This is a genomic window from Pseudomonas sp. LBUM1640 (assembly GCF_059716225.1).
Map to the genome: position 1 here is coordinate 5459568 of NZ_CP166816.1, position 23810 is coordinate 5483377.

The 23810-nt window shown below is 58.8% G+C and carries 25 protein-coding genes; 14 read left to right on the forward strand and 11 right to left on the reverse strand.

Features of this window, described 5'->3' with window-relative positions; all coding sequences use genetic code 11:
• The first annotated feature begins 108 nt into the window (after positions 1–108).
• The 3 genes from ACA065_RS24160 (at position 109) to ACA065_RS24170 (ending at position 5337) form a co-directional block, all read left to right on the forward strand.
• Positions 109–2160: a putative bifunctional diguanylate cyclase/phosphodiesterase gene (locus ACA065_RS24160; protein ID WP_497691837.1), complete on the forward strand. Its 2052-nt coding sequence runs from the start codon at positions 109–111 to the stop codon at positions 2158–2160.
• 127 nt (positions 2161–2287) lie between these two features.
• The gene (locus ACA065_RS24165; protein WP_497691838.1) at positions 2288–3631 is read left to right on the forward strand and encodes an imelysin family protein; all 1344 of its coding nucleotides are present in this window, start codon (positions 2288–2290) and stop codon (positions 3629–3631) included.
• Positions 3632–3882: 251 nt separating this feature from the next.
• On the forward strand, positions 3883–5337 hold the full coding sequence (locus ACA065_RS24170; RefSeq protein ID WP_497691839.1) for a TrkH family potassium uptake protein: 1455 nt from the start codon (positions 3883–3885) through the stop codon (positions 5335–5337).
• On the opposite strand, the gene ACA065_RS24175 is transcribed toward ACA065_RS24170, so the two are convergent.
• Complete coding sequence (locus ACA065_RS24175; protein WP_497691840.1) at positions 5294–6352, reverse strand: AraC family transcriptional regulator; 1059 nt, start codon at positions 6350–6352, stop codon at positions 5294–5296. The genes ACA065_RS24170 and ACA065_RS24175 overlap by 44 nt on opposite strands.
• A 161-nt stretch (positions 6353–6513) precedes the next feature.
• On the opposite strand from ACA065_RS24175, the gene ACA065_RS24180 reads away from it, so the two are divergent.
• The 3 genes from ACA065_RS24180 (at position 6514) to ACA065_RS24190 (ending at position 8681) form a co-directional block, all read left to right on the forward strand.
• Positions 6514–6825 (forward strand): Mpo1-like protein, encoded by a 312-nt coding sequence (locus ACA065_RS24180; protein ID WP_497691841.1) that lies wholly within the window; start codon positions 6514–6516, stop codon positions 6823–6825.
• Between the two features lie 372 nt (positions 6826–7197).
• Positions 7198–7380 (forward strand): hypothetical protein, encoded by a 183-nt coding sequence (locus tag ACA065_RS24185; protein ID WP_497691842.1) that lies wholly within the window; start codon positions 7198–7200, stop codon positions 7378–7380.
• Between the two features lie 104 nt (positions 7381–7484).
• Positions 7485–8681: an MFS transporter gene (locus ACA065_RS24190; protein ID WP_497691843.1), complete on the forward strand. Its 1197-nt coding sequence runs from the start codon at positions 7485–7487 to the stop codon at positions 8679–8681.
• Here ACA065_RS24190 and arfB read toward each other — a convergent pair.
• On the reverse strand, positions 8678–9091 hold the full coding sequence (gene arfB, locus ACA065_RS24195; protein ID WP_024077108.1) for an alternative ribosome rescue aminoacyl-tRNA hydrolase ArfB: 414 nt from the start codon (positions 9089–9091) through the stop codon (positions 8678–8680). The genes ACA065_RS24190 and arfB overlap by 4 nt on opposite strands.
• Before the next feature lie 12 nt (positions 9092–9103).
• Positions 9104–9787 (reverse strand): pentapeptide repeat-containing protein, encoded by a 684-nt coding sequence (locus ACA065_RS24200; RefSeq protein WP_497691844.1) that lies wholly within the window; start codon positions 9785–9787, stop codon positions 9104–9106.
• A gap of 115 nt (positions 9788–9902) precedes the next feature.
• Here ACA065_RS24200 and ACA065_RS24205 point away from each other — a divergent pair, with 115 nt between their 5' ends.
• Together ACA065_RS24205 and ACA065_RS24210 are read left to right on the forward strand one after the other, a co-directional pair.
• A complete protein-coding gene (locus ACA065_RS24205; protein WP_497691845.1) occupies positions 9903–11225 on the forward strand; it encodes an AAA family ATPase in 1323 nt (440 codons plus the stop codon).
• A 2-nt stretch (positions 11226–11227) separates the two neighbouring features.
• Positions 11228–11854 (forward strand): RloB family protein, encoded by a 627-nt coding sequence (locus ACA065_RS24210; RefSeq protein WP_497691846.1) that lies wholly within the window; start codon positions 11228–11230, stop codon positions 11852–11854.
• 58 nt (positions 11855–11912) lie between these two features.
• Here the strand turns inward: ACA065_RS24210 and ACA065_RS24215 are convergent, their stop codons facing one another.
• Positions 11913–13334 carry an amino acid permease gene (locus ACA065_RS24215; RefSeq protein WP_497691847.1) on the reverse strand — a complete coding sequence of 474 codons (1422 nt, stop codon included), beginning with the start codon at positions 13332–13334 and terminating at the stop codon, positions 11913–11915.
• A gap of 647 nt (positions 13335–13981) precedes the next feature.
• Here ACA065_RS24215 and ACA065_RS24220 point away from each other — a divergent pair.
• Both ACA065_RS24220 and ACA065_RS24225 read left to right on the forward strand, forming a co-directional pair.
• Entirely contained in the window at positions 13982–14119 is a 138-nt protein-coding gene (locus ACA065_RS24220) for a hypothetical protein (RefSeq protein ID WP_003175756.1), read from the forward strand.
• 73 nt (positions 14120–14192) lie between these two features.
• Positions 14193–15152: a CgnE/CgnB domain-containing protein gene (locus ACA065_RS24225; RefSeq protein WP_497691848.1), complete on the forward strand. Its 960-nt coding sequence runs from the start codon at positions 14193–14195 to the stop codon at positions 15150–15152.
• Between the two features lie 193 nt (positions 15153–15345).
• On the opposite strand, the gene rluB is transcribed toward ACA065_RS24225, so the two are convergent.
• The 7 genes from rluB to ACA065_RS24260 all read right to left on the reverse strand — a co-directional run bounded on the left by rluB (position 15346) and on the right by ACA065_RS24260 (position 20884).
• Positions 15346–16590 (reverse strand): 23S rRNA pseudouridine(2605) synthase RluB, encoded by a 1245-nt coding sequence (rluB, locus tag ACA065_RS24230; protein WP_497691849.1) that lies wholly within the window; start codon positions 16588–16590, stop codon positions 15346–15348.
• A 144-nt stretch (positions 16591–16734) separates the two neighbouring features.
• Positions 16735–16926, reverse strand: a complete 192-nt coding sequence (locus ACA065_RS24235; protein WP_497691850.1) for a DUF1289 domain-containing protein — start codon at positions 16924–16926, stop codon at positions 16735–16737.
• 81 nt (positions 16927–17007) lie between these two features.
• Positions 17008–17418, reverse strand: coding sequence for a hypothetical protein (locus ACA065_RS24240; RefSeq protein WP_497691851.1), 411 nt, complete (start codon positions 17416–17418; stop codon positions 17008–17010).
• A 171-nt stretch (positions 17419–17589) separates the two neighbouring features.
• Entirely contained in the window at positions 17590–18546 is a 957-nt protein-coding gene (gene scpB / locus ACA065_RS24245; RefSeq protein ID WP_497691852.1) for an SMC-Scp complex subunit ScpB, read from the reverse strand.
• A gap of 12 nt (positions 18547–18558) precedes the next feature.
• The gene (locus tag ACA065_RS24250; protein WP_159959409.1) at positions 18559–19377 is read right to left on the reverse strand and encodes a segregation and condensation protein A; all 819 of its coding nucleotides are present in this window, start codon (positions 19375–19377) and stop codon (positions 18559–18561) included.
• Positions 19378–20007: an L-threonylcarbamoyladenylate synthase gene (locus tag ACA065_RS24255; RefSeq protein ID WP_017139161.1), complete on the reverse strand. Its 630-nt coding sequence runs from the start codon at positions 20005–20007 to the stop codon at positions 19378–19380.
• Positions 20008–20020: 13 nt separating this feature from the next.
• On the reverse strand, positions 20021–20884 hold the full coding sequence (locus tag ACA065_RS24260) for a PHP domain-containing protein (RefSeq protein WP_497691853.1): 864 nt from the start codon (positions 20882–20884) through the stop codon (positions 20021–20023).
• Positions 20885–20971: 87 nt separating this feature from the next.
• On the opposite strand from ACA065_RS24260, the gene ACA065_RS24265 reads away from it, so the two are divergent.
• The 4 genes from ACA065_RS24265 (at position 20972) to ACA065_RS24280 (ending at position 23082) form a co-directional block, all read left to right on the forward strand.
• A complete protein-coding gene (locus ACA065_RS24265; protein ID WP_497691854.1) occupies positions 20972–21568 on the forward strand; it encodes a septation protein A in 597 nt (198 codons plus the stop codon).
• Position 21569: 1 nt separating this feature from the next.
• A complete protein-coding gene (locus tag ACA065_RS24270) occupies positions 21570–21869 on the forward strand; it encodes a YciI family protein (protein ID WP_497691855.1) in 300 nt (99 codons plus the stop codon).
• Between the two features lie 120 nt (positions 21870–21989).
• Complete coding sequence (locus tag ACA065_RS24275) at positions 21990–22397, forward strand: SH3 domain-containing protein (RefSeq protein WP_497691856.1); 408 nt, start codon at positions 21990–21992, stop codon at positions 22395–22397.
• A gap of 7 nt (positions 22398–22404) precedes the next feature.
• Positions 22405–23082 carry a response regulator transcription factor gene (locus tag ACA065_RS24280; RefSeq protein ID WP_497691857.1) on the forward strand — a complete coding sequence of 226 codons (678 nt, stop codon included), beginning with the start codon at positions 22405–22407 and terminating at the stop codon, positions 23080–23082.
• Positions 23083–23810 lie beyond the last annotated feature (728 nt).

Below are 23810 nucleotides of genomic sequence, written 5' to 3' on the forward strand. Positions count from 1 at the left end.
GTTCGCTCCCACACCCGCCGATGCCCTAATGTTCCTTTGACTGCCATCCCCAGATTGCCAATACTCATGGCATATTGAGGCCACCCGCATGGAACAAGGAATGCCCCTTTGAAGCTGGAACTCAAAAACAGCTTGTCGGTGAAGTTGCTACGGGTTGTGCTGCTGTCGGCATTGATCGTGGGCGTGGCGCTGAGCGCGGCGCAGATTGTTTTCGATGCCTACAAGACACGCCAGGCTGTGGCCGGTGATGCCCAGCGCATCCTCGACATGTTTCGCGACCCCTCGACCCAGGCCGTCTACAGCCTGGACCGCGAGATGGGTATGCAGGTGATCGAAGGCCTGTTTCAGGACGACGCCGTGCGCATGGCCTCCATCGGCCACCCCAACGAAACCATGCTCGCGGAAAAAAGCCGCGCCTTGCAGCAATCGCCTACCCGCTGGTTGACCGACCTGATTCTTGGCCAGGAACGCACATTTACCACTGCGCTGGTCGGTAAAGGCCCGTATAGCGAGTATTACGGCGACCTGAGCATCACCCTCGACACGGCCACCTACGGCAAAGGTTTTCTGGTCAGCTCGGTGATCATCTTTATTTCCGGCGTGCTGCGCGCCCTGGCCATGGGCCTGGTGTTGTACCTGGTCTATCACTGGCTGCTGACCAAACCGTTGTCACGGATCATCGAGCACCTGACCTCGATCAACCCGGACCGGCCCAGCGAACACAAGATCCCCCAGCTCAAAGGCCACGAACGCAACGAGCTGGGGCTGTGGATCAACACCGCCAACCAGTTGCTCGAATCCATTGAGCGCAACACCCACCTGCGCCACGAGGCCGAGTCCAGCCTGCTGCGCATGGCCCAGTACGACTTTCTCACCGGCCTGCCCAATCGCCAGAAACTGCAGGAACAACTGGACAAGATCCTCACCGACGCCGGCCGCCGACAGCGCCGAGTCGCGGTGTTGTGCGTAGGCTTGGATGACTTCAAAAGCGTCAACGAACAGTTCACTTATCAGGCCGGCGACAAACTGCTGCTGGCCCTGGCCGACCGTTTGCGCGCCCACAGCGGCCGCCTCGGCGCTTTGGCCCGACTGGGCGGCGATCAGTTCGCACTGGTGCAGGCCGACATCGACCAACCCTACGAAGCTGCCGAACTGGCGCAAAGCATCCTGGATGACCTGGAAGCCGAATTCGCCCTTGAGCACGAGCAGATTCGCCTGCGCGCCACCATCGGCATCACCCTGTTCCCTGAAGACGGCGACAGCACCGAGAAGTTGCTGCAAAAAGCCGAACAGACCATGACGCTGGCCAAAAGCCGCTCGCGCAACCGTTATCAGTTCTATATCGCCAGCGTCGACAGCGAAATGCGTCGGCGCCGCGAACTGGAAAAAGACCTGCGCGATGCCCTCAGCCGTGACCAGTTCCACCTGGTGTACCAACCGCAGATCAGCTACCGCGACCACCGCGTGGTCGGTGTGGAAGCGCTGATCCGCTGGCAGCACCCGGAGCACGGCCTGGTGCCGCCCGACTTGTTCATCCCCTTGGCGGAACAGAACGGCACGATTATTCCGATTGGCGAATGGGTACTGGACCAGGCTTGCCGCCAATTACGCGAGTGGCATGACCTGGGCTTCACCACCCTGCGCATGGCGGTCAACCTGTCCACCGTGCAGCTGCACCACACCGAGCTGCCACGGGTGGTCAACAACCTGATGCAGATTTATCGCCTGCCGCCACGCAGCCTTGAATTGGAAGTGACCGAGACCGGCCTGATGGAAGACATCAGCACCGCCGCCCAGCATTTGCTGAGCCTGCGTCGTTCCGGCGCGTTGATCGCCATTGATGATTTTGGCACCGGCTATTCGTCCCTCAGCTACCTGAAAAGCCTGCCGCTGGACAAGATCAAGATCGACAAAAGCTTCGTCCAGGACCTGCTCGATGACGACGACGATGCAACCATCGTGCGCGCCATCATCCAATTGGGCAAAAGCCTGGGCATGCAGGTGATCGCCGAAGGCGTGGAAACCGCCGAGCAGGAGGCCTACATCATTTCCGAGGGCTGCCACGAGGGCCAGGGCTACCACTACAGTAAACCGCTGCCGGCCCGGGAGCTGGCGGCGTACTTGAAACAGTCCGAGCGCAATAACGCGGCGATTCTCTGAAATAACCAACCGATACTAAATATTTCCTGCGTATAACCCTTTACACAAAATGCAAATCTTTCGCATTATGTCGCAGCTTTTGCGCCCCCCCGCGCGCCCTATCAACAACCGAAGCAGGATGTTCGCCATGATTCGTATGCCCCTGGCCACCGCCAGTCTGCTGGCCATTGCCATTTCTCTCGCCGGTTGCGGCGAAGGTAAAGACAAGGCCGCAGCAAACCAGGCGCCGACCCCGGCTGCCAGCACTACCGCTCCAGCGGCTGCCACCCCTGCCGGCCAGGTCGACGAAGCGGCCGCCAAGGCTGTGGTCGCGCATTACGCTGACATGGTGTTCGCGGTGTACAGCGATGCCGAATCCACGGCAAAAACCCTGCAAACCGCAATCGACACCTTCCTCGCCAACCCGAATGACCAAACCCTGAAAGCGGCCCGTACCGCCTGGGTAGCCGCTCGCGTACCGTACCTGCAGAGCGAAGTGTTCCGTTTCGGCAACACCATCATCGACGACTGGGAAGGCCAAGTGAACGCCTGGCCCCTGGACGAGGGCCTGATCGACTACGTCGACAAATCCTACGAGCACGCCCTGGGTAACCCAGGCGCCACCGCCAACATCATCGCCAATACCGAGATCCAGGTGGGCGAAGACAAGGTCGACGTCAAAGAGATCACCCCGGAAAAACTCGCCAGCCTCAATGAGCTGGGCGGCTCTGAAGCCAACGTCGCCACTGGCTACCACGCCATCGAATTCCTGCTGTGGGGCCAAGACCTCAACGGCACCGGCCCTGGCGCGGGCAACCGCCCGGCCTCGGACTACCTGACGGGCGATGGCGCCACCGGTGGCCACAACGAACGCCGCCGCACTTACCTGCGCGCCGTGACTCAGCTGCTGGTCAGCGACCTGGAAGAAATGGTCGGCAACTGGAAGCCCAACGTCGAAGACAACTACCGCGCCACCCTGGAGGCAGAACCTGCCACCGACGGCCTGCGCAAAATGCTGTTCGGCATGGGCAGCCTGTCCCTGGGCGAGCTGGCCGGTGAGCGCATGAAGGTTTCCCTGGAAGCCAACTCGCCGGAAGACGAGCAGGATTGCTTCAGCGACAACACGCACAACTCGCACTTCTACGATGCCAAAGGTATTCGTAATGTTTACCTGGGCGAGTACACCCGCACCGATGGCACCAAGATGACGGGCGCGAGCTTGTCGTCGCTGGTGGCCAAGGCTGACCCGGCTGCCGACACCGCGCTGAAGGCTGACCTGGCGTCGACCGAAGCGAAGATCCAGGTCATGGTTGACCACGCCAACAAGGGTGAGCACTACGACCAGCTGATTGCAGCAGGTAACGATGCGGGCAACCAGATCGTGCGTGACGCCATCGCTGCGCTGGTCAAGCAGACCGGCTCCATCGAAGCGGCTGCAGGCAAGCTGGGCATCGGCGACTTGAACCCGGATAGCGCTGATCACGAGTTCTGATCGGTGCCGTGTTGAACAAGGCGACCTTTGGGTCGCCTTTTTTGTGCGCGTTCTAGACCACCCCATCACCCTTGTGGGAGCTGGCTTGCCGGCGATGGCGGTGGGTCAGGCGGCTGAGTTGTCGAACGGCACACCCCTATCGCAGGCAAGCCAGCTCCCACAGTTGATCTTCATTGACCTCAGGCTTCAGGTTTACATGCCCTGCACCGCAGGTAGAATGGCGCCTGTCCTCCAGCACCCGAGCGAACTTCATGGCGTTGCCGACCCTACGCATCATCGGTTTCATCATCGGCATCTTCCTGATCACCCTCGCGATCGCCATGGTCGTCCCGATGGCCACCCTGGTGATCTTCGAACGCACCGCCGACCTGCCCTCGTTCCTGTGGGCCAGCCTGATCACCTTTCTCGCCGGCCTGGCGCTGGTCATCCCCGGTCGGCCCGAACACGTACACCTGCGCCCCCGCGACATGTACCTGCTGACCGTCAGTAGCTGGCTGGTGGTCTGTGTGTTCGCCGCGCTGCCGTTTTTGCTGACCCAGCACATCAGCTACACCGACTCCTTCTTTGAAAGCATGTCCGGCATCACCGCCACCGGCTCCACCGTATTGAGCGGGCTGGACAGCATGTCACCGGGCATCCTGATGTGGCGCTCGCTGCTGCACTGGCTCGGTGGTATTGGTTTTATCGGCATGGCGGTGGCGATCCTGCCGCTGCTGCGCATTGGTGGCATGCGCCTGTTCCAGACCGAATCCTCGGACCGCTCAGAAAAGGTCATGCCGCGCTCGCACATGGTGGCGCGGCTGATTGTGGCGGCGTATGTGGGCATCACCATCCTCGGCAGCCTGGCGTTCTGGTGGGCGGGGATGGGCTTGTTCGATGCGATCAACCACGCGATGTCGGCCATCTCCACCGGTGGGTTTTCCACCTCCGATGAGTCCCTGGCCCACTGGAAACAACCGGCTGTGCACTGGGTAGCGGTGGTGGTGATGATCCTCGGCAGCTTGCCGTTCACCTTGTATGTCGCCACGTTGCGCGGCAATCGGCGGGCGCTGATCAAGGATCAACAGGTGCAAGGCTTGCTGGGTTTGTTGCTGGTGACCTGGCTGGTACTGGGCACTTGGTACTGGTGGACCACCGATTTGCATTGGCTGGACGCGCTGCGTCACGTGGCGGTGAACGTCACATCAGTGGTGACCACCACCGGTTTTGCACTCGGGGACTACAGCATCTGGGGCAATTTCTCACTGATGCTGTTCTTCTACCTGGGCTTTGTCGGTGGCTGCTCGGGCTCCACGGCAGGCGGGATCAAGATTTTCCGGTTCCAGGTCGCCTATATCTTGCTCAAGGCCAACTTGAACCAGCTGATTCACCCGCGCGCGGTGATCAAGCAGAAGTACAACGGCCACCGCCTCGACGAAGAGATCGTGCGTTCGATTCTGACCTTTTCGTTTTTCTTCGCCATCACCATCTGCGCCATCGCCCTGGCCCTGTCGCTGCTCGGGCTGGACTGGATGACCGCATTGACCGGCGCCGCCAGCACCGTCTCGGGCGTGGGCCCAGGGCTGGGCGAAACCATCGGCCCGGCCGGCAACTTCGCCAGCTTGCCGGATGCGGCCAAATGGATCTTGTCGCTCGGCATGCTGCTGGGGCGACTGGAGATCATTACAGTCTTTGTTCTGTGCATCCCGGCGTTTTGGCGGCACTGACCGTCGACGTTGCCAACAACCGCGCCCGGTATTCGCCGGGCGTGGCATCGAACCAACGGCGAAACGCACGGAAGAAATTGCTCGGGTCGGCGAACCCCAACAGGTAGGCAATTTCCAGCAGGGTCATGCTCGGCTGCGCCAGGTACTGCTCGGCGAGTTCGCGGCGGGTGTCGTCGAGCAAGGTCTGGAAACTGGTGCCCTCCTCCTGCAAACGCCGCTGCAAGGTGCGCTGGGACAGGTGCAAGGTCTGGGCGACCACTTCGCGCTTGGGTTCGCCCTGGGGCAACAGACGGCACAACACCTGCCGCGCCTTATGGGTCACGCGGCTCTCGGAAAACCGCGCCAGGTATTCACCGGCAAACCGATCATGCAACAGCGCCATGGCCTCGTTGGCCGTGGGCAGCGGCGCATCCATGTCAGCCTGCTGAAAAATCAGCGCGTCATACGGCGCATTGAATTCCAGGGGCGCATGAAAAGCGTGTTTGTAAGGCGCCAAGTCCACCGGTTGACCACCTTGCAGTAAGACTTTGCGCGGGTGCAGGGTGCGCCCGGTCAACCAGCCGCACAGCGCCAAGGCGCTGGCCAGCGACGCTTCGGCGCTTTGCCGCGTGGGCGGCAGGTGGTCGCCGTGCACCGTCAGAATCAACGCATAGCCTTCGGGCAACAGGCGAAAACTCAGGTCGGCGCTTTCGGCGATGATGCGCTGGTAGCGCACCAGGCGCATAAAGCCTTCGGCCAGGGTGTTGCTGGACATCAGCGCATAACCGGCCACATGAAACGACGCCGGGCGCACCACTTTGCCCATGTTCAAGCCAATCGCCGGGTTGCCCGACAACTCCACCGCCCGCTGCCACAACCTGGTCATGGAGTCCTGTGGAAAACGCGCGTCGGGGTCACTGAGGGCGGCGTAGTCCAGGCCCAGCTGCTTGAACAAGACACGGCAATCCAGGCCGTCCATTTCCAACGCCTTGACTATACCCATCGCCCAGCTTGCAGAAGTTGTTCGTTCGCTCATGGCGTCTTCTTGAAAAAAGCAGGCTTAAACGGCAGCCAGGAAGCCAAGGATACTAAAGTGGCATCTATTGTCACTGGCTGTTACCACTGATCACTCTAGACTCAAATAAGCTCCCCGCCGAACATCTGTTGGGCGGCACCACTACCCAAGGGCCGGCCATCGTGGAAAATATCAAACAATTCAATAGCTTCGCCGAGTTCTACCCTTACTACTTGAGCGAACACGGCAACAGCACCTGCCGGCGCCTGCATTTTATCGGCACGACGCTGGTGATCGGCATTTTGGCCTATGCCATCGGCAGAGGTTCGTTAGGCCTGTTGCTGGCCCTGCCCATCGCCGGCTACAGCTTTGCCTGGATCGGCCACTTCTTCTTCGAAAAGAACCGCCCGGCGACGTTTCAACACCCCTTCTATAGCTTGCTGGGGGATTTCGTGATGTACCGCGACATGATTTTGGGCAAAGTGCCTTTCTAGTGCGCGCGTTTTACCTGTGACCTCTTGTCACTTGCTTAAAAAATGAAAATTCGTACATCCGTCGACATAAAATTCTTTTTGTCATTTTCAGTGCTGTATCCTGCCTAGGCTTTTTGAGAGCGCCAATCACACTGCGATTGATAAAACAGACCTTGCGAGGAGCGACCACGATGCACGAGATACCTAATCTCCCCTTCCCAAGCCTGCACCCAACTGAGCAGCCAACACCGCAGCACGCCAGCAACAAACAGCCTGAAGCCAAAGAAGCAAAACCAGTCGACAGCAAACGCCAAGACTGACGCCGTACCAGACCGTGTGGAAAGCGCACCATTGAGCGCTTTCCACACTGCCTGAACCCACGAGATACCCGCCATGACAGACACCCTCCCCGACACCCCCGACGCCGCTGTACTCGATGCAGCCTTGCAGATGATCGAAATCTGGAACCGCCTCAGCGCCGACAAACAAGCCCTGCTGCTCAAGCGCTTCGGCACCCAGGAAAACGCCCTGGCCGCCTTGGTGACCACACAAATGCTGGCGCCTGCCAAATCCTGATCGTTGGTTAATCTGAAGTTTTTGCTGTTTTACCGCCCCGCGAGGCGTAAGCGCCGGTATCATTAGCAGCCTATCTTTACCTGCTGCGCCAGTGGACCTCTCCCATGCCAGATACCCAGCGCCCCATGGCGGTCACGCTGCAAGTCGTTTCGATCGTGCTGTTCACCTTTATCGGTTACCTGAACATCGGCATTCCCCTGGCTGTATTGCCGGGCTATGTCCACAGTGAACTCGGCTACGGCGCGGTCATCGCCGGCCTGGTGATCAGCGTGCAATACCTGGCCACGCTGCTGAGCCGTCCCTATGCCGGCAAAATCATCGACAACCTGGGCAGCAAGCGCGCAGTGTTGATCGGTTTGGCAGGTTGCGGCCTGAGTGGCGTGTTCATGTTGCTTGCGGCGTGGTTTTCCAGCCTGCCAGCTTTCAGCCTGGTTAGCCTGCTGATTGGGCGACTGGTACTGGGCAGCGCGGAAAGCCTGGTGGGTTCGGGCGCCATCGGCTGGGGCATTGGCCGGGTCGGCGCCGCCAACACAGCCAAAGTTATTTCGTGGAACGGCATCGCCAGTTACGGCGCGCTCGCCGTCGGCGCACCGCTTGGGGTGGTGCTGGTCAGTCATTTGGGGCTGTGGAGCATGGGCGTCAGCATCATTCTGCTGGCAGTGGTAGGCGTGCTGCTGGCCTGGAACAAGGAAGCGGCGCCGATTGTGGCCGGGGTGCGCTTGCCGTTCATGAATGTGCTGGGCCGGGTGTTGCCCCACGGCTGCGCGCTGGCGTTGGGCTCGATCGGCTTTGGCACCATCGCGACGTTTATCACCCTGTATTACACCACCCAGCACTGGGACAACGCGGTGTGGGCACTGAGCCTGTTCGGCGCCAGCTTTATCGGCGCGCGCCTGCTGTTCGGCAATTTGATCAACCGTATCGGCGGCTTTCGCGTGGCGATTGCCTGCTTGTCGGTGGAAATCCTCGGCCTGCTGTTGTTGTGGCTGGCGCCGGATGCGCACTTGGCACTCGCTGGCGCGGCGTTGAGCGGGTTCGGCTTTTCGCTGGTGTTTCCGGCGCTGGGGGTGGAGGCGGTCAACCTGGTGCCGGCCTCCAGCCGCGGGTCGGCAGTGGGGGCTTACTCGCTGTTTATCGACTTGTCGTTGGGCATCACCGGCCCGCTGGCAGGTGCGGTGGCGGCAGGCTTCGGCTTTGCATCGATCTTCCTGTTCGCCGCCCTCGCCGCTGCAGGTGGCTTGCTGCTGAGCGTGTACCTGTACCGGCAAGCGCCCAAGGCCCGCGAGGGGCGTGACGCCTAGAAGTCGACCTTGCCGCGCCCGGCCTTGATGCTGCCGCGCTTGGTCTTGGATTCCAGGCGACGCTTCTTTGAGCCCAAAGTAGGTTTGGTCGGGCGGCGCTTCTTCTCGACCTTGGTGGCGCTGAGGATCAGCTCAACCAAACGCTCCAGTGCATCGGCGCGGTTCTGTTCCTGAGTTCGATATTGCTGGGCCTTGAGCACCAGCACGCCTTCACTGGTGATACGGCTGTCACGCAACGCCAGCAGCCGCTCTTTGTAGAAGTCCGGCAGCGACGACGCCGGAATATCAAACCGCAAGTGCACCGCACTCGACACCTTGTTGACGTTCTGCCCACCGGCGCCCTGGGCGCGAATGGCGGTCAGCTCGATCTCGGCGTCGGGCAGCTGCACGTTGTTGGAAATTACCAGCATCACTCAAAAACCTTAGGCAACGGACAAACCCAATTCGGATAACAGCATCGACGCCTGGGCTTTGGAAATCACGGCGCCTTTGAACAGTTTGGCATCATTGAGGCGAAAGCCGCTCAAATCCGCACCGCGCAAGTCGGCACCGGCAAAGTTGGCGCCGTTGATGCGGGCATGAGCGAGGCTGCAATCGATCAGTTCGGCCTTGCGAAAGTCAGCATCCGACAAGTCGCTGTCGGAGAAATCCAGGTTATTGAGCACCGTGCGGGCAAACGACAGGCCGGACAGAAACGCGCTGTTGAGCCGGGTTTCGCTGAAGCTCAACCCCAAGGACGCGCAGTGGGTAAAGTTGGCGCCGGTCAGCTTGCAGTGGGCAAAGCTGGCCTGGGACAGTTTGCTGCGCTGCCAGCGAGTGTTGTTCAAGTCGCAGCTGTGGAACTGCGCTTCCAGCAGGTTCGCCGCTTCGAATATGGCGTGAGCGGCGCGGCAACGGGTCCATTGAGTGCCTTCCAGACGCGACCCCAGGAAGGAAGTCTGGACCAGTATGCAACGCTCGAACACCCAATGGTCCAGCGCCATTCGCGATAGATCCGCCCCGCTCAAGTCCACGCCAATCAGGCGCAGTGGCCCGCCGTGCTGGTTGATCAGGTCTTCCAGATCATCGCGCTGCAAGCTGCCGCCGTCGATGTCGGTGTGCTGCATGGGGCCTCCGGGTGACTGATGGACTTGATTGGCGGCAGAGTCTAACCCGTCTGGCTAGGAACTCGATGAGCACGAGAAAATTCGAACCGGAGAAAAATCAGGAAATGCAGAAAAAATGCAGCTAACTTTATTATTAGCTATATTGGTCGCCTATCAGCATCCTCAACTGCGGGTTTTCTGCATGTTAATCGAATTTTCTGTCAGCAATTATCGTTCCTTTAGAGACAGACAAACCCTTTCAATGGTGGCCTCGCCTCGCCTAGGTAAAAAACGAAATGTCTTTGACCCCAAGCTCGTAGGAGACACTCTACCGAAGCTTCTGAAAGTCGCCGCCATTTATGGGCCTAACGCCTCTGGCAAGTCAAATCTCATAAAAGCACTAAACTTGATATCTGACCTGCTTGGCAAACCACCAGCAGAACGTGATTCAATTGGCGTTCAATCGTTTCGATTCGACGCAGAATTAAGTGCGCAACCTAGCTGTTTCGAAACACATTTCATCGAGAGCGGCGTTCGATATCAATATATATTGTCGGCGACTTCACAACGTGTACTCGAGGAATCACTAAGTTTCTATCCAAAAGGAAAAGAAACGCTCCTTTACTCAAGAAAGTACGATACTGAACTAGGTGAAGTCTATAAAATAGGCGACCAACTGGAGGGAGGTGACATTGTCCATGACGCTTGGAAACAACTGACCGGACCAAAGACTCTTTTCTTGGCACAGGCCGTCCGAAACAGTAGCGAAAAACTAAATCAGTTAAAAAAACCCTATAACTGGTTTCGAAATTCGACAGTATGCATCGCTCAAGACAGCATGAACGATTGGTCATTAATGTCACGATCAGTTCTCATGCGAGATCCAAAAAAAATAGATAACCTTAAGGAATTCTTACAACGGGCAGACATCCCTATTACTAATGTCAGGTTTGAGCAGAGTGACAAGTCAAAGAGCAAAATAGGCCCTGACGCAGCCTTTAACGATTATGTAGAAGCTATAAAAAACGATTCAAAAACAAAAATCACCCACACAACCTCACTGGGTGAGGCTGAGTTCGACTTCGATGACGAGTCTGGTGGCACGCAAAACCTGATGGGCTTTTGGCTACCTTGGATTACACTTTGCGAGGCTACAAACGGCGGCGTTGTAATCGTAGATGAATTGGATAGTAGCTTGCACCCTAAAATCGTTGAGCGCTTAGTTCAGGATCATTTAAAAAGCGAGGTAAATTCTCAGTTAATATTTACCACGCATGACACCCACCTAATGAATACAAAACTTTTGAGAAGAGATCAATTTTGGGTCACTGAACGCGATACCACCGGCGCAACCCAAATTTTCTCCATACACGACTTTCAAGGAAGAGACAGTGAGGATATCGAAAAACGTTACTACGAAGGTCGTTATCGCGGTTTGCCGATACTCAGCAGGAGCTAACAATGGCTCGTACAGCTGACTCATTTCGTAGAAGAGAACCCAGGTTTCAGCAGCAACCAACAGTACTGGTCATCTGTGAAGACCTACAGTCCAGCAAGGTTTATCTTGAGGACGCCGCCATGCACTTTCGATCTCATGCAGAGATCGAAATCATGCACTGCGGCGTCACCCACCCCAAGGGAATCGTTGAGTATGCAATCGAGCGGCAGCGAAAATTCGACAAAGTTTTCTGTGCCATTGATCGGGATACACACGAATCATTTGACGATGCCATCCGGCTTTCAAAGGCACACGACAAAATAACGATCATCGCGTCATACCCCTGCTTCGAATATTGGCTACTGCTGCATTTCGGCTACACGCGTAAACCTTATTCACGCTCAGGCAAGCATTCAGCAGGTGATCGTGTCGGGGCAGATTTGCGCACCAAGCCTGGAATGGCGGACTACGCCAAGTCGGGCTTGAAGGGCTACTTTAGAATGCTGGTAGGCGAGCCATTCGAGAACGCGCGTAAGCTGGCGCCGAAGAGCTTGCAGGATGCACTCAAGAGCGGCGATAGAAATCCAAGTACCGAAATTCATCTGCTGATGGATGAGTTTGAGGCTATCTCAAAGCCCAAAGAACTGTAAAACCCTGAAAAAACAAACCCAACGCTAAAGTCGGGTTTGTCATTCAAACTGGGCTGTTTCACTCCACGACTGGAGTGACCACTCCCAGCCGCTCATTTGCCTTGCGCTTGTTCTTGATCCAGTAACACACCGCCATGAACGCCACCCACACCGGGATTGCGTACACCGAGCGGTCGATGCCCGGGATCATCAACATGGTCCCCAGGATAAACACCACGAATGCCACGCAGATGATATTGCCGTACGGATACCACAACGCCTTGAACAACGGCACCTGGCCGGTGCGGTTCATGTGCTGGCGGAACTTGAAGTGCGAGAAGCTGATCATCGCCCAGTTGATCACCAGTGTGGCCACGACCAGCGACATCAGCAGTTCCAGCGCGTGTTGCGGGATCAGGTAGTTCATCAGCACCGCCACCAGCGTGATCGCCGCCGAGGCCAGAATCGAACGTACCGGCACGCCACGCTTGTCGATCTTCGCCAAGGCTTTCGGCGCATCGCCTTGCTCAGCCATGCCCAACAGCATGCGGCTGTTGCAGTAGGTGCCGCTGTTGTACACCGACAGCGCCGCGGTCAGCACCACGAAGTTGAGGATGTGCGCGGCGGTGTTACTGCCTAGCATCGAGAACACCTGCACGAATGGGCTACCGCTGTAAGCATCGCCGGACGCGTTGAGAGTCGCCAGCAGGCTGTCCCACGGTGTCAGCGACAACAACACCACCAGTGCGCCGATGTAGAAAATCAGGATGCGGTAGATCACCTGGTTGATTGCTTTTGGGATCACGGTGCGTGGCTGGTCGGCTTCGGCAGCGGTAAAACCGAGCATTTCCAGGCCGCCGAACGAAAACATGATGATCGCCATGGCCATGACCAAGCCACCGACGCCGTGGGGGAAGAAGCCGCCGTGATCCCACAGGTTACTCACCGAGGCCTGCGGGCCGCCACTGCCGCTGACCAACAAGTAGCTGCCCAGGGCGATCATGCCGACGATGGCCACCACCTTGATAATGGCAAACCAGAATTCGGCCTCACCGAAGACTTTGACGTTGGCCAGGTTGATCAGGTTGATCAGCACGAAGAACGCCGCCGCCGAGACCCAGGTCGGGATCTCCGGCCACCAGTAGTGCACGTATTTGCCGACGGCGGTCAGCTCGGACATACCCACCAGAATGTACAAAATCCAGCAATTCCAGCCCGACAGGAAGCCGGCGAAACCGCCCCAGTACTTGTGGGCAAAATGGCTGAAGGAACCGGCGACCGGCTCTTCGACGATCATTTCGCCGAGCTGGCGCATGATCATGAAGGCAATAAAGCCGCAGATGGCATAACCCAGGATCATCGACGGGCCGGCGGATTTGAGCACTCCGGCCGAGCCCAGGAACAGGCCGGTGCCGATGGCGCCACCGAGGGCGATCAACTGGATATGCCGATTTTTCAGGCCGCGTTTCAGCTCGCCTGAAGAGGAATGGGGTCCACTCATGAAAAGGGTCTCACGCAAGGTTTGATGATGTTGAATGCACGTTGCTGTCTTGAATGTCGACTCAAGCAGCGCCGCTCAAACCCCAGCGCAGGCACCAGGAGTACAGCGTCTTTCTAACGGTCATGCGTCACCTGTTTGTTTTTATCTGTGACGAAATCGAACCCGTCCGGCTCGTGGTCGGGCGGAGTGATCAGGGCGGGTAAGCCCTGGGTCTTGGCCTTTTGCGTGGGTACGCAAGGGGGGTCACAGTAAAACGCGGCGCATTGTACATCGCTCGACAGCTTCTGACCGCCCCCGCAGAGCGCCCGCGACAATCTGTCAGGTAATCCTTACAGCAAGACGCCAACTAGAAATGACTGGCCGATAGCGTAAATTTCACGTTACACCCCGTAAACCCTGCGTTACAGACAGCTCAATCCGTCAGCCACCAAAAAATTGTCGGCAGGAAATTTCTGATCAATCGGTTCAGCCAGCCCTCTGTTTTTTCTGGAAAAACATAAGTGGCTAAAAAACAGAAGAAAAAATCCAAATGAAACCGTGTCAATAAATTTTTTGCATTCTGAAACACTCTCGCCTAGGTTCTTCCACTTGCCCAGCGAAGCCCGCTGGCAAGCCGTTCTCAAACAACGTCCTCTAGGAGATACACCATGCAAGCACTGGAAAACGACCTGGAAACCGAACTGCAACTCGACGATTGGTTTGAAGCGCCGACCCATGAGGCCGCCGTTGAAATGATGCAAGCTGATGCCGTTGTGCCGTTTGGCACTGCGATGTGGCCTTTCTAACACCCGGCAGGCATCCGGCAGATGCAGTGCACTGCATCTGCCTCCTTACCCAAGGCACACAAGGACACACGTCATGGACAAGGCCCGCGCCGTCGAACACTTTCTCTACTACCTCGCGCACCACCCGGCCCTCAACGGCCTGAGCCACCCTACCGTGCTGCTGGGCCATACCGAGCGCTACGACGCCATCGCCCAGGCGATCACCCACGGCAGCGCCGCCCGTTTTAATTTCCAGGTACAGCGCCTGGACCTGGCCGCCAGCGAGACCCTGGCCCACGCCATCGAAACCTGCGACCTGTACCTGTTTCTCTACGACTCCTCGACCTTGCCCAACCCACGCGCCGAAGGCCCGGACTTTATCCGCGCGCTGCAAGGCGTGATGGCTGAGCACTGGAAGAAATCCCTGTTGTTCAAGGATTATGGCGACTACTTCTACGACACCTTCAGCGTCGAGCCACAGCGCATCGCCGACCTCAACGCCACGCTGATCCGGCGCATGTCCCAGGCCAACGTGCTGAGCTTCACCGACAAACACGGCTCACGCCTGGAAGCGCCGATGAGCAGCATCAAGAAGTGGACCAATATCAACGGCGTCGGCAACCACGACCTGGCGCCGGGTGAAATCGCCACCCACAGCGAGGCGATCAACGGCCAAGTGCGGTTTGTGGGCACCTTCCTCAGCACTATCCCGTTTGCGCGCAAGTACGGCGTACTGCAATCACCGCTGGAGCTGTGGATCGAAAACTCGACAATTTGCAGCGTGGCCAGCGAGGTGCCGGGGCTGGCGGATGACTTCAACAAATACCTGAATGCCAACCCGTCCAATCGCCGCGTGGAGGAATTGGGGATTGGCACCAATGAAGGGGTCAAGGATTTGTATGCGCGTAACGCCGGGTTCGAGGAGCGCCATTGCGGTTTGCACCTGGGCTTGGGTGGCGGGCAGAAAGGCAGCCATCACTTGGACCTGATCTTTGCCAGCGGCGTTTTGGCGCTGGATGACACGCCGGTGTTTGATGGGACGTTTGCGTTCTAGCAAAAACATCAGTATCACAGAGATTCCTGTGGGAGCCGGGCTTGCCCGCGATGGCGCAGGGTCAGTTGGCCCATTTGTCGCCTGACCCACCGCCATCGCAGGCAAGCCAGCTCCCACAGTTGATTGCATTTCAAAATGAGAGCAAAAAAAAACGCCAACCCTGAGGTTGGCGTTTTTTTGTGCCGCACTTACATCACTGCGGCTTCTTGCGACCAAAACCAGGACGCTGACCGGAACCGGCCGGTGCGCCACGGCGCTTGCCCGACGGCTCATCGGCGACCAGCTTCAGGCCTGGGCGCTTTTTCGGCGCGGGCTTGGCTGGGCGCTTGGTGTTGGCGCTGTCGGCTGGGCGGTCGGATGCCGGAGCACCACGGCCTTCGCCACGGTTGCCGCGACCACCGCTTGGTGCTTCACCACCACGGGCAGGACGCGGGGTGCGTGGCGCACGCTCGCCTTCCTGACGGGATGGCGCCGTTGGGCGACGCTCGCCTTCGATGTGCGGCTCACGGGAGATACGACCACCGGTAGCCGGAGCATTCAGCGCCGGGCGCAAGGTGCGGGCAACACGTTCGGTACGGGCCACAGGGCGCGACGATTTACGCTGCATACGCTCAAGCTTGTCTTTGCTCTTGGCGTTCATCTGCGGCATGGCAACCGGCGTCAGGCCAACTTCGGCGCTGAGGATGTCGACTTCGTACTGGCTCATTTCGCGCCAGCGGCCCATCGGCAGGTCGGAGTTCAGGAACACCGGACCGAAACGCACGCGCTTCAGGCGGCTAACCACCAGGCCCTGGGATTCCCACAGGCGACGCACTTCACGGTTACGGCCTTCCATCACCACGCAGTGATACCAGTGGTTGAAGCCTTCGCCGCCTGGCGCCTGCTTGATGTCGGTGAACTTGGCCGGGCCGTCTTCAAGGACTACGCCGGCTTTCAAGCGCTCGATCATCTCGTCATCGACTTCACCGCGTACACGCACGGCGTATTCACGGTCCATCTCGTAGGACGGGTGCATCAGGCGGTTGGCCAGCTCACCGTCGGTGGTGAACATCAGCAAGCCAGTGGTGTTGATGTCCAGACGGCCAATGTTGATCCAGCGGCCTTCTTTGGGCTTGGGCATCTTGTCGAACACGGTCGGACGGCCTTCCGGGTCGTCACGGGTGCAGATCTCGCCGTCGGGCTTGTTGTACATGATCACGCGGCGCACCGATTCGGCGGCCTCTTCACGCTTGATGACTTTGCCATCAATGGTGATTGCATCGTGCAAATCGACGCGCTGGCCAAGGGTGGCTTCAACGCCGTTGACCTTGATGCGCTTCTGGGTGATCCAGGCTTCGACGTCGCGGCGCGAGCCCACGCCGATACGCGCCAGCACCTTCTGCAGTTTTTCGCCTGCTGGGCCGATTTCCTGGCTGTCGTTCTGGTCTTGGTCGTTCATCTTAAGCACCTCCCGGTGGGTCGATTCAGGCGTGGCCTGAAGAGTGTTGAAAGCGGGGCTTCTGGCGAATACGTCGCCGAAGGGTCGCGAATCATACGCGCATGGCGTGCGTTGCGCATCACAGACTAGTCGATAAGGCCCAAGTCATTTGCTTTTCCGCCGACCGGTGGCGCCCAGGGCCAGCAATCTCAGTTCGGCTTGCGCCAGAACCGTGCGTCTGTCGACTTTGTCGAGTTTCTTCCAGGCGCGGATTTCACGCTTGCTGCGCCCGCAGCCGACACAAATGTCATCGGTGAATTTGCAAATGCTGATGCAGGGGTCCTTGGTGGAGCTCATGGGAATCCTCTGAGTTCGGCCCCGCGCCAAGCGTGGGGCCGATCAAAATGCAGGTGCCCAGGGCCGGTCGTATGGCCTGTATCAGGGCAAGCGCTTGACGCTGAATAACTTACCCTCCTTGGACAGTTTGCCTTGCCAGTCTGCTCCGTTGCACTTCAACTTAACCCAGACCGGAATCGTAGTTCCGTCATCATCCTTGAATTCCGTGGGTTTGCAGCCCTGTGGTAACGCGTTCTTATTACCGATCCACAACGCGTCAGAGGAACCTGGGCGATAATACACAGGGCGCTCGACGCCCTTTCTGATGCTTAGGCCGATTGCGCCGGTGGGCGCGGCACCCGCGACAATATTGACGCTGTCGTCCTTGACGCCCTTGTCGTCAACGTAAGGATTATAAGTCGCGGCCACCGCATAAGCGGAGGAGAAAACTGCCGAGCCGATTAAAGCCATCGCGCCCAGCGAAGCCATGAAGTGTTTACGCGTGTTTTTCATGATGGGTCATCCATGTCAAAAGAGAAGGGAATACGACCACCACGAATGAAACGGCACAGGCGCAATGGCGTTCAGCGAGTAAACGCCCAGCGCCATTGCGAAACAACTGTCAGATCTAACAGGTAACGCGCGTGCCATGGCGCGCGTTGACGGCTCGGACCTGCGGGTGAATCAGGGTTCGAACGAGCGGCGCTCGTTTTCGATGGCTTCGGCCAAGGCTTGTGCTTCAGCCTCTTCATCAGTCAATTCGGGTTGTCCCAAGGCGGCGACGGCGGCCAGGAGCTTTTCACGCGCTTGGGCAACGCCGAGGATGTCTTCCTCTGGTTCAGGTTCAGGCTCGGGTGCCGGGTCAGCTTCAATATCGACTTCAGGCTGAGTTTCAGCGCTGGCCTGGGCGTCAGGCTCGGCTGCACCATCGCGCAGCAAGTCATCGAAGTCGGTTTTGATGCCCTGCTCCATATCGTCCAGTTCCAGCAACAACGTGTGGAAGCTGGTTTCGTCCTTAGGCTCCTCCGGCTCGGCCGTGGCGTCGGCGAGTTCCTGCAGGCTGGCCGGGACCGGTGCGTCGTCGAAGTCGAGCACAGGCTCGGCTTCCATCTCGCGCAGCTCAGCCAACGGCGGCAGGTCATCCAGGTTTTTCAGGTTGAAGTGGTCGAGGAACACCTTGGTGGTGGCGAACATTGCCGGCTTGCCGGGCACGTCGCGGTAACCGACGATGCGGATCCACTCGCGCTCCAGCAGCGTCTTGACGATATGGCTGTTGACCGCCACGCCCCGTACATCCTCGATCTCGCCCCGCGTGATCGGCTGGCGATAGGCGATCAGCGCCATGGTCTCCAGCATCGCCCGTGAATAACGCTGCGGGCGCTCTTCCCACAAGCGGCCGACCCACGGGGAAAACTTCTCACGAATCTGCAGGCGATAACCCGACGCCACTTCGCGCAGCTCAAAGGCGCGGCCCTCGCAAGACTTGCGCAAAATCTCCAGCGCTTTCTTGAACACCGGCGGTTCAGGGCGCTCGGCCTCTTCAAAGAGTTCGAACAGGCGCTCCAGTGATTGCGGTTTACCCGAGGCCAGGAGAAAGGCTTCCAGCAGCGGCGCCAGTTCGCGCGGTTCAGTCAAATTCATCGATTCAGCTCTTTATTCGGCTCGCGCCCGCACGTGGATAGCCGCAAAAGGCTCATTCTGGACCAGCTCGACCAAGGATTCCTTGACCAGTTCGAGGATCGCCATAAAGGTCACCACCACCCCCAGGCGCCCTTCCTCTTTGGTGAACAGTTCGACAAAGGGTACAAACCCTCCACCTTTGAGGCGTTCGAGCACATCGCTCATGCGCTCACGGGTCGACAGGGCCTCGCGGCTGACCTGGTGGCTTTCAAACATATCGCCACGGCGCAGTACTTCAGCCATGGACATCAGCAATTCTTCCAGGCTGACGTCCGGCAGCAGCTTGCGCGCCCGCGCCTCCGGGGCGTCAAGCTTGGGCACTACCACATCACGGCCAACGCGGCTCAAGCCGTCAATGCCTTCGGCGGCGGCCTTGAAACGCTCGTACTCTTGCAGGCGGCGGATCAGTTCGGCGCGCGGGTCATCCTCTTCGGCTTCGATGGTCTCCGAGCGCGGCAACAGCATGCGCGACTTGATCTCGGCGAGCATCGCGGCCATCACCAGGTACTCAGCGGCCAGCTCCAGGCGCACCGACTGCATCAGCTCGACATAACCCATGTATTGGCGGGTGATTTCCGCCACCGGGATATCCAGGATGTTGATGTTCTGCTTGCGGATCAGGTACAGCAGCAAGTCCAGCGGGCCCTCGAAGGCTTCAAGAAAGACCTCCAGGGCGTCCGGCGGAATGTACAAATCCAGGGGCATTTCCATGACCGCCTGGCCATACACCATGGCAAAGGGCAGTTCCTGCTGGGCGCCGGCCTGGCTGTCGACAGTCTCCACGACCGACATTCAGGCCTCGACCATAAATGGCGTCGGGTCGCCGCAGCCCACACGCACCACTTCCGGCTCGCCGTCGGCCAGGTTGATCACGGTGGAGGCTTTGTTGCCGCCGTAGCCGCCGTCAATGATCAGGTCGACGTGTTTTTCCAGCAGGCGGCGCATTTCGTAGGGGTCGTACAGCGGCTCTTCTTCACCGGGCAGAATCAACGACACACTCATCAACGGCTCACCCAGTTCCGCCAGCAACGCCAGGGCAATCGGGTGTTCCGGCACACGCAAGCCGATGGTGCGCTTCTTCGGGTGCAGCAACAGGCGCGGCACTTCGCGTGTGGCGTTCAGAATAAAGGTGTAAGGCCCCGGCGTGTGGGCCTTGAGCAGGCGGAACGTGCCGGTGTCAACTTTGGCGAACAGCCCCAGCTGGGACAGGTCGCTGCAAATCAGCGCAAAGTTGTGGTTCTTGTCCAGGTCACGCAGGCGTCTTACCCGCTCAACCGCGCTTTTATCGCCGATCTGGCAACCAATCGCGTAGGACGAGTCCGTTGGATAGATCACCACGCCACCGGCGCGGATGATCTCCACGGCCTGTTTAATCAGGCGCGCTTGAGGGTTTTCCGGATGAATCTGGAAGAATTGACTCACGTGTTCTACCTGTTCAGACGGTGGCAATAATGGGGTCATGCTTGAATCGCCCCCACAACAGCGGCAGATCTTCCGGGACCTGGCGGTACTCGCCAATCTCGGACCAGCCGCCTGGGCCATGAAAATCACTGCCGGCGCTGACCAGCAGACCAAATTCGCGGGCAAGAATCGCCAGGCTGCCCACCTGTTCGGCGGGTTGGTGCCCGTTGACCACTTCGATTGCGTGGCCGCCCGCTCCAATATAGTCGCCAATCAGCTTGCGGCGCTTGCTGCGGGTGAAATCGTAATGCCAGGGATGCGCCAGGCTCACCCAGGCCCCAGAGGCCCGCAGGGTCCCGACCGTGTCTTCCAACGTCGGCCAGTGTTGCTTGACGTCGCCCAACTTGCCGGCCCCCAGCCATTTACGAAAGGCCTCGGCGCGGTCTTTAACAAAACCCTCACGCACCATCCAGTCGGCAAAGTGCGGGCGGGCCGGTGCATTGCCGCTGTCACCCAGTTCCTGCTGGATGGCGCGAGCGCCCTCAAGGGCATTGGGCATGCCTTTAAGGCTGAGTTTGCGGCTTATTTCTTCGGACCGCAGCCAGCGGCCATCGTGCAATTGGGCGATGGCGGCGACTAACGCCGGGGCGTTTTGATCAAAGCCGTAGCCAAGCACATGAATGGTGGCGCCGCCCCAGGTGCAGGACAGTTCCACGCCGTTGACCAGTTGCATACCCAACGCATGCGCCGCTGTGCGGGCCTCATCGAGGCCTTCGAGGGTGTCGTGGTCGGTCAACGACAGGACTCGCACGCCTTTTTCAAACGCACGCGCAACCAGTACCGCGGGCGCCAGGGCGCCGTCGGAGGCTGTGCTATGGCAATGCAAATCAACATTCACGGGGTTATGTAACCTCAAGTCAGCTGGCGCTTTCGCTACCAAGGATGTTTGTTATTATGCCGCCACATCCAGCTTCTGGCTCTTACTGTGAAACAATTCATCGACTTCATCCCGCTGTTGCTGTTTTTCATCGTTACCAAACTCGACCCCAGGGTCATCGAAATCGCCGGTCACCCGCTGTCGTTCGGGGGCATCTACAGTGCCACCGCCGTGCTGATCATCAGCTCTATCGTGGTCTACGGCGCTATCTTCATCTCCCAGCGCAAGCTGGAAAAAAGCCAATGGCTGACCCTCATCGCCTGCCTGGTATTCGGCGGCCTGACCCTGGCCTTCCACAGCGAAACCTTCCTTAAATGGAAAGCCCCCGTGGTGAACTGGCTGTTCGCCCTGGTCTTTATCGGCAGCCACTTCATCGGTGATCGCCTGCTGATCAAGCGGATCATGGGCCACGCGCTGACCCTGCCGGAGCCGGTGTGGACACGTTTGAACGTGGCCTGGATCGTGTTTTTCCTGTTCTGCGGCGCCGCCAACCTGTTCGTGGCCTTTACCTTCCAAGCCTACTGGGTCGACTTCAAAGTCTTCGGCAGCCTGGGCATGACCGTATTGTTCCTGATCGGCCAAGGCATTTACCTGTCGCGCCATCTGCATGACACCACCCCAACCACGCCGAAAACCGAGGATTGAAATGCTCTACGCCATCATTGCAACCGACGTTGCCAACTCACTGGAAAAACGCCTGTCTGTGCGCCCGGCCCACGTCGAGCGCCTGAAACAGCTGCAAGCCGAAGGCCGTATTGTGCTGGCCGGCCCGCATCCTGCGGTTGACAGCAATGACCCGGGCGATGCCGGTTTCACCGGCAGCCTGATCGTCGCCGAGTTTGCCTCCCTGGCCGACGCCCAGGCCTGGGCCAAAGCCGACCCGTATGTGACGGCGGGCGTCTACGCCGATGTAGTGATCAAGCCGTTCAAACAAGTCCTGCCTTAAGCGAGCTGTCTTGAGTGAAGTCGCGCCGAACCAATTGCGTCCGGCGCGCTCCTAATTGCTCATTATTCCCGGTAACCTGCCGACAACGTTCTGAATATTCGTGTGGAATCAGGAGTTCCGATGCGCTTACGTCAGTTGTGTCTGTTGGCAGTGTTAACGATCGGGGCTACGGCCCACGCTGAAGAAACCTCGAACACCGGCAGCTCCACGCCCCTGTCCTTGAGTGCCGGCAGCCAGATCACCGAGTTGCAGCAACGTTTAAAAGAAAGCGAACGGCTGCGTGAAGAACTGAGCAAGCAACTGCAAACCGCAGACGCTGCCCGCGAAAGCGCCCAACTGAGTCGCTTGCGCCAAGAGAACCAACGCCTGGCCCAGCAACTCAAAGATTCACAGGGCGGTGCCTTGACCCGCTGGCTGACCGAGCAACAGCAGTGGTTCGTCACCGGTGGGGCCGTCGCACTGATCGCCTTGCTGTGCGGGATCTTCGCCAGCGGTGGGCACCGTCGCCGTCGACAATGGCTAAATTGAGTGAGTCATGAGCGAGCTGTTACTGATAGATGATGACCAGGAGCTCTGTGAGCTGCTGACCAGTTGGCTTAGCCAGGAAGGTTTCCAGGTGCGCGCCTGTCACGATGGCTTGAGCGCGCGCAAAGCCTTGGCCGACAGCGCGCCTGCGGCGGTGGTACTCGACGTGATGCTGCCCGATGGCAGTGGCCTGGAGTTGCTCAAGCAATTGCGTAACGATCATCCGGAATTGCCTGTGCTGATGCTCTCGGCGCGTGGCGAACCACTGGATCGCATTCTCGGCCTGGAACTGGGCGCCGACGATTACCTGGCCAAGCCCTGCGATCCACGCGAACTGACGGCCCGCCTGCGCGCCGTATTGCGCCGCAGTCACCCGGCAGCCGTGTCTACCCAGTTGGAACTCGGCGACCTGTGTTTCAGCCCGGTGCGCGGGGTGGTCACCATTGATGAGCAGGAATTTGCTCTCACTGTCTCTGAAAGCCGCCTGCTCGAAGCTTTGCTGCGCCAGCCTGGTGAGCCGCTGGACAAGCAGGAACTGGCGCAGATTGCCTTGGGCCGCAAGCTGACGCTTTATGATCGTAGCCTGGACATGCATGTGAGCAACCTGCGCAAGAAGATCGGCCCACACGCGGACGGCCGGCCGCGGATTGTGGCGTTGCGTAGTCGCGGGTACTACTACAGTCTTTGAGCCTCGCGTGGTTTGCTTGTGGGGCTTGAGGTTGGGGGCATATCCGTTATTTGGGTGATGGCCTCTATTGGTTCCGCTCTTACAGCGGGTCACTTTTGAAAAGAGCCCAAAAGTAACCAAAAGGCTCTTGCCCCACCACTCGGCACCTCGCCTCCGGCTCGGTGTGCCCTCACGCAGGCTTTGGAGCGGGGGCCGCCGCGATGGGCCATCCTTGGCCCAGCGCGGCTAAACCGGCGTCCTGCCGGTTTACCCCCGCTCCAAAGCCTGCGTTCGGCCAGCGTGGTTGACGGGGCGCCTAAGATCAAAATCAAGATCAAAATCTACAGCACGGCGGCCTAGTAGCCGACCTGAGTGGTTAGATCAAAAGCAAATGCGAGGCGGCCTGACAGCCGACCTGTTTACTGAAGCTGTTCTCGGTCTAATTGTGGGAGCGGGCTTGCTCGCGAATGCGGTGTGTCAGTCAGTGTATTTATAACTGACCCACCGCCTTCGCGAGCAAGCCCGCTCCCACATTTTGGAGCTCAGTACATCAGGTAGATGTGTGTACTCGGTCAAAGGTGGGAGCTGGCTTGCCTGCGAAGGCATCAACTCGGTGTACCTGATGTACCGAGGTGTCTGCATCGCAGGCAAGCCAGCTCCCACACAAAAGCAGCTCTGCTTCTGATCTGTTTTTGCTCTGCTGTTGCCCTGCTTTTGCTTCAACCACTCAGGTCGGCTACTAGGCCGCC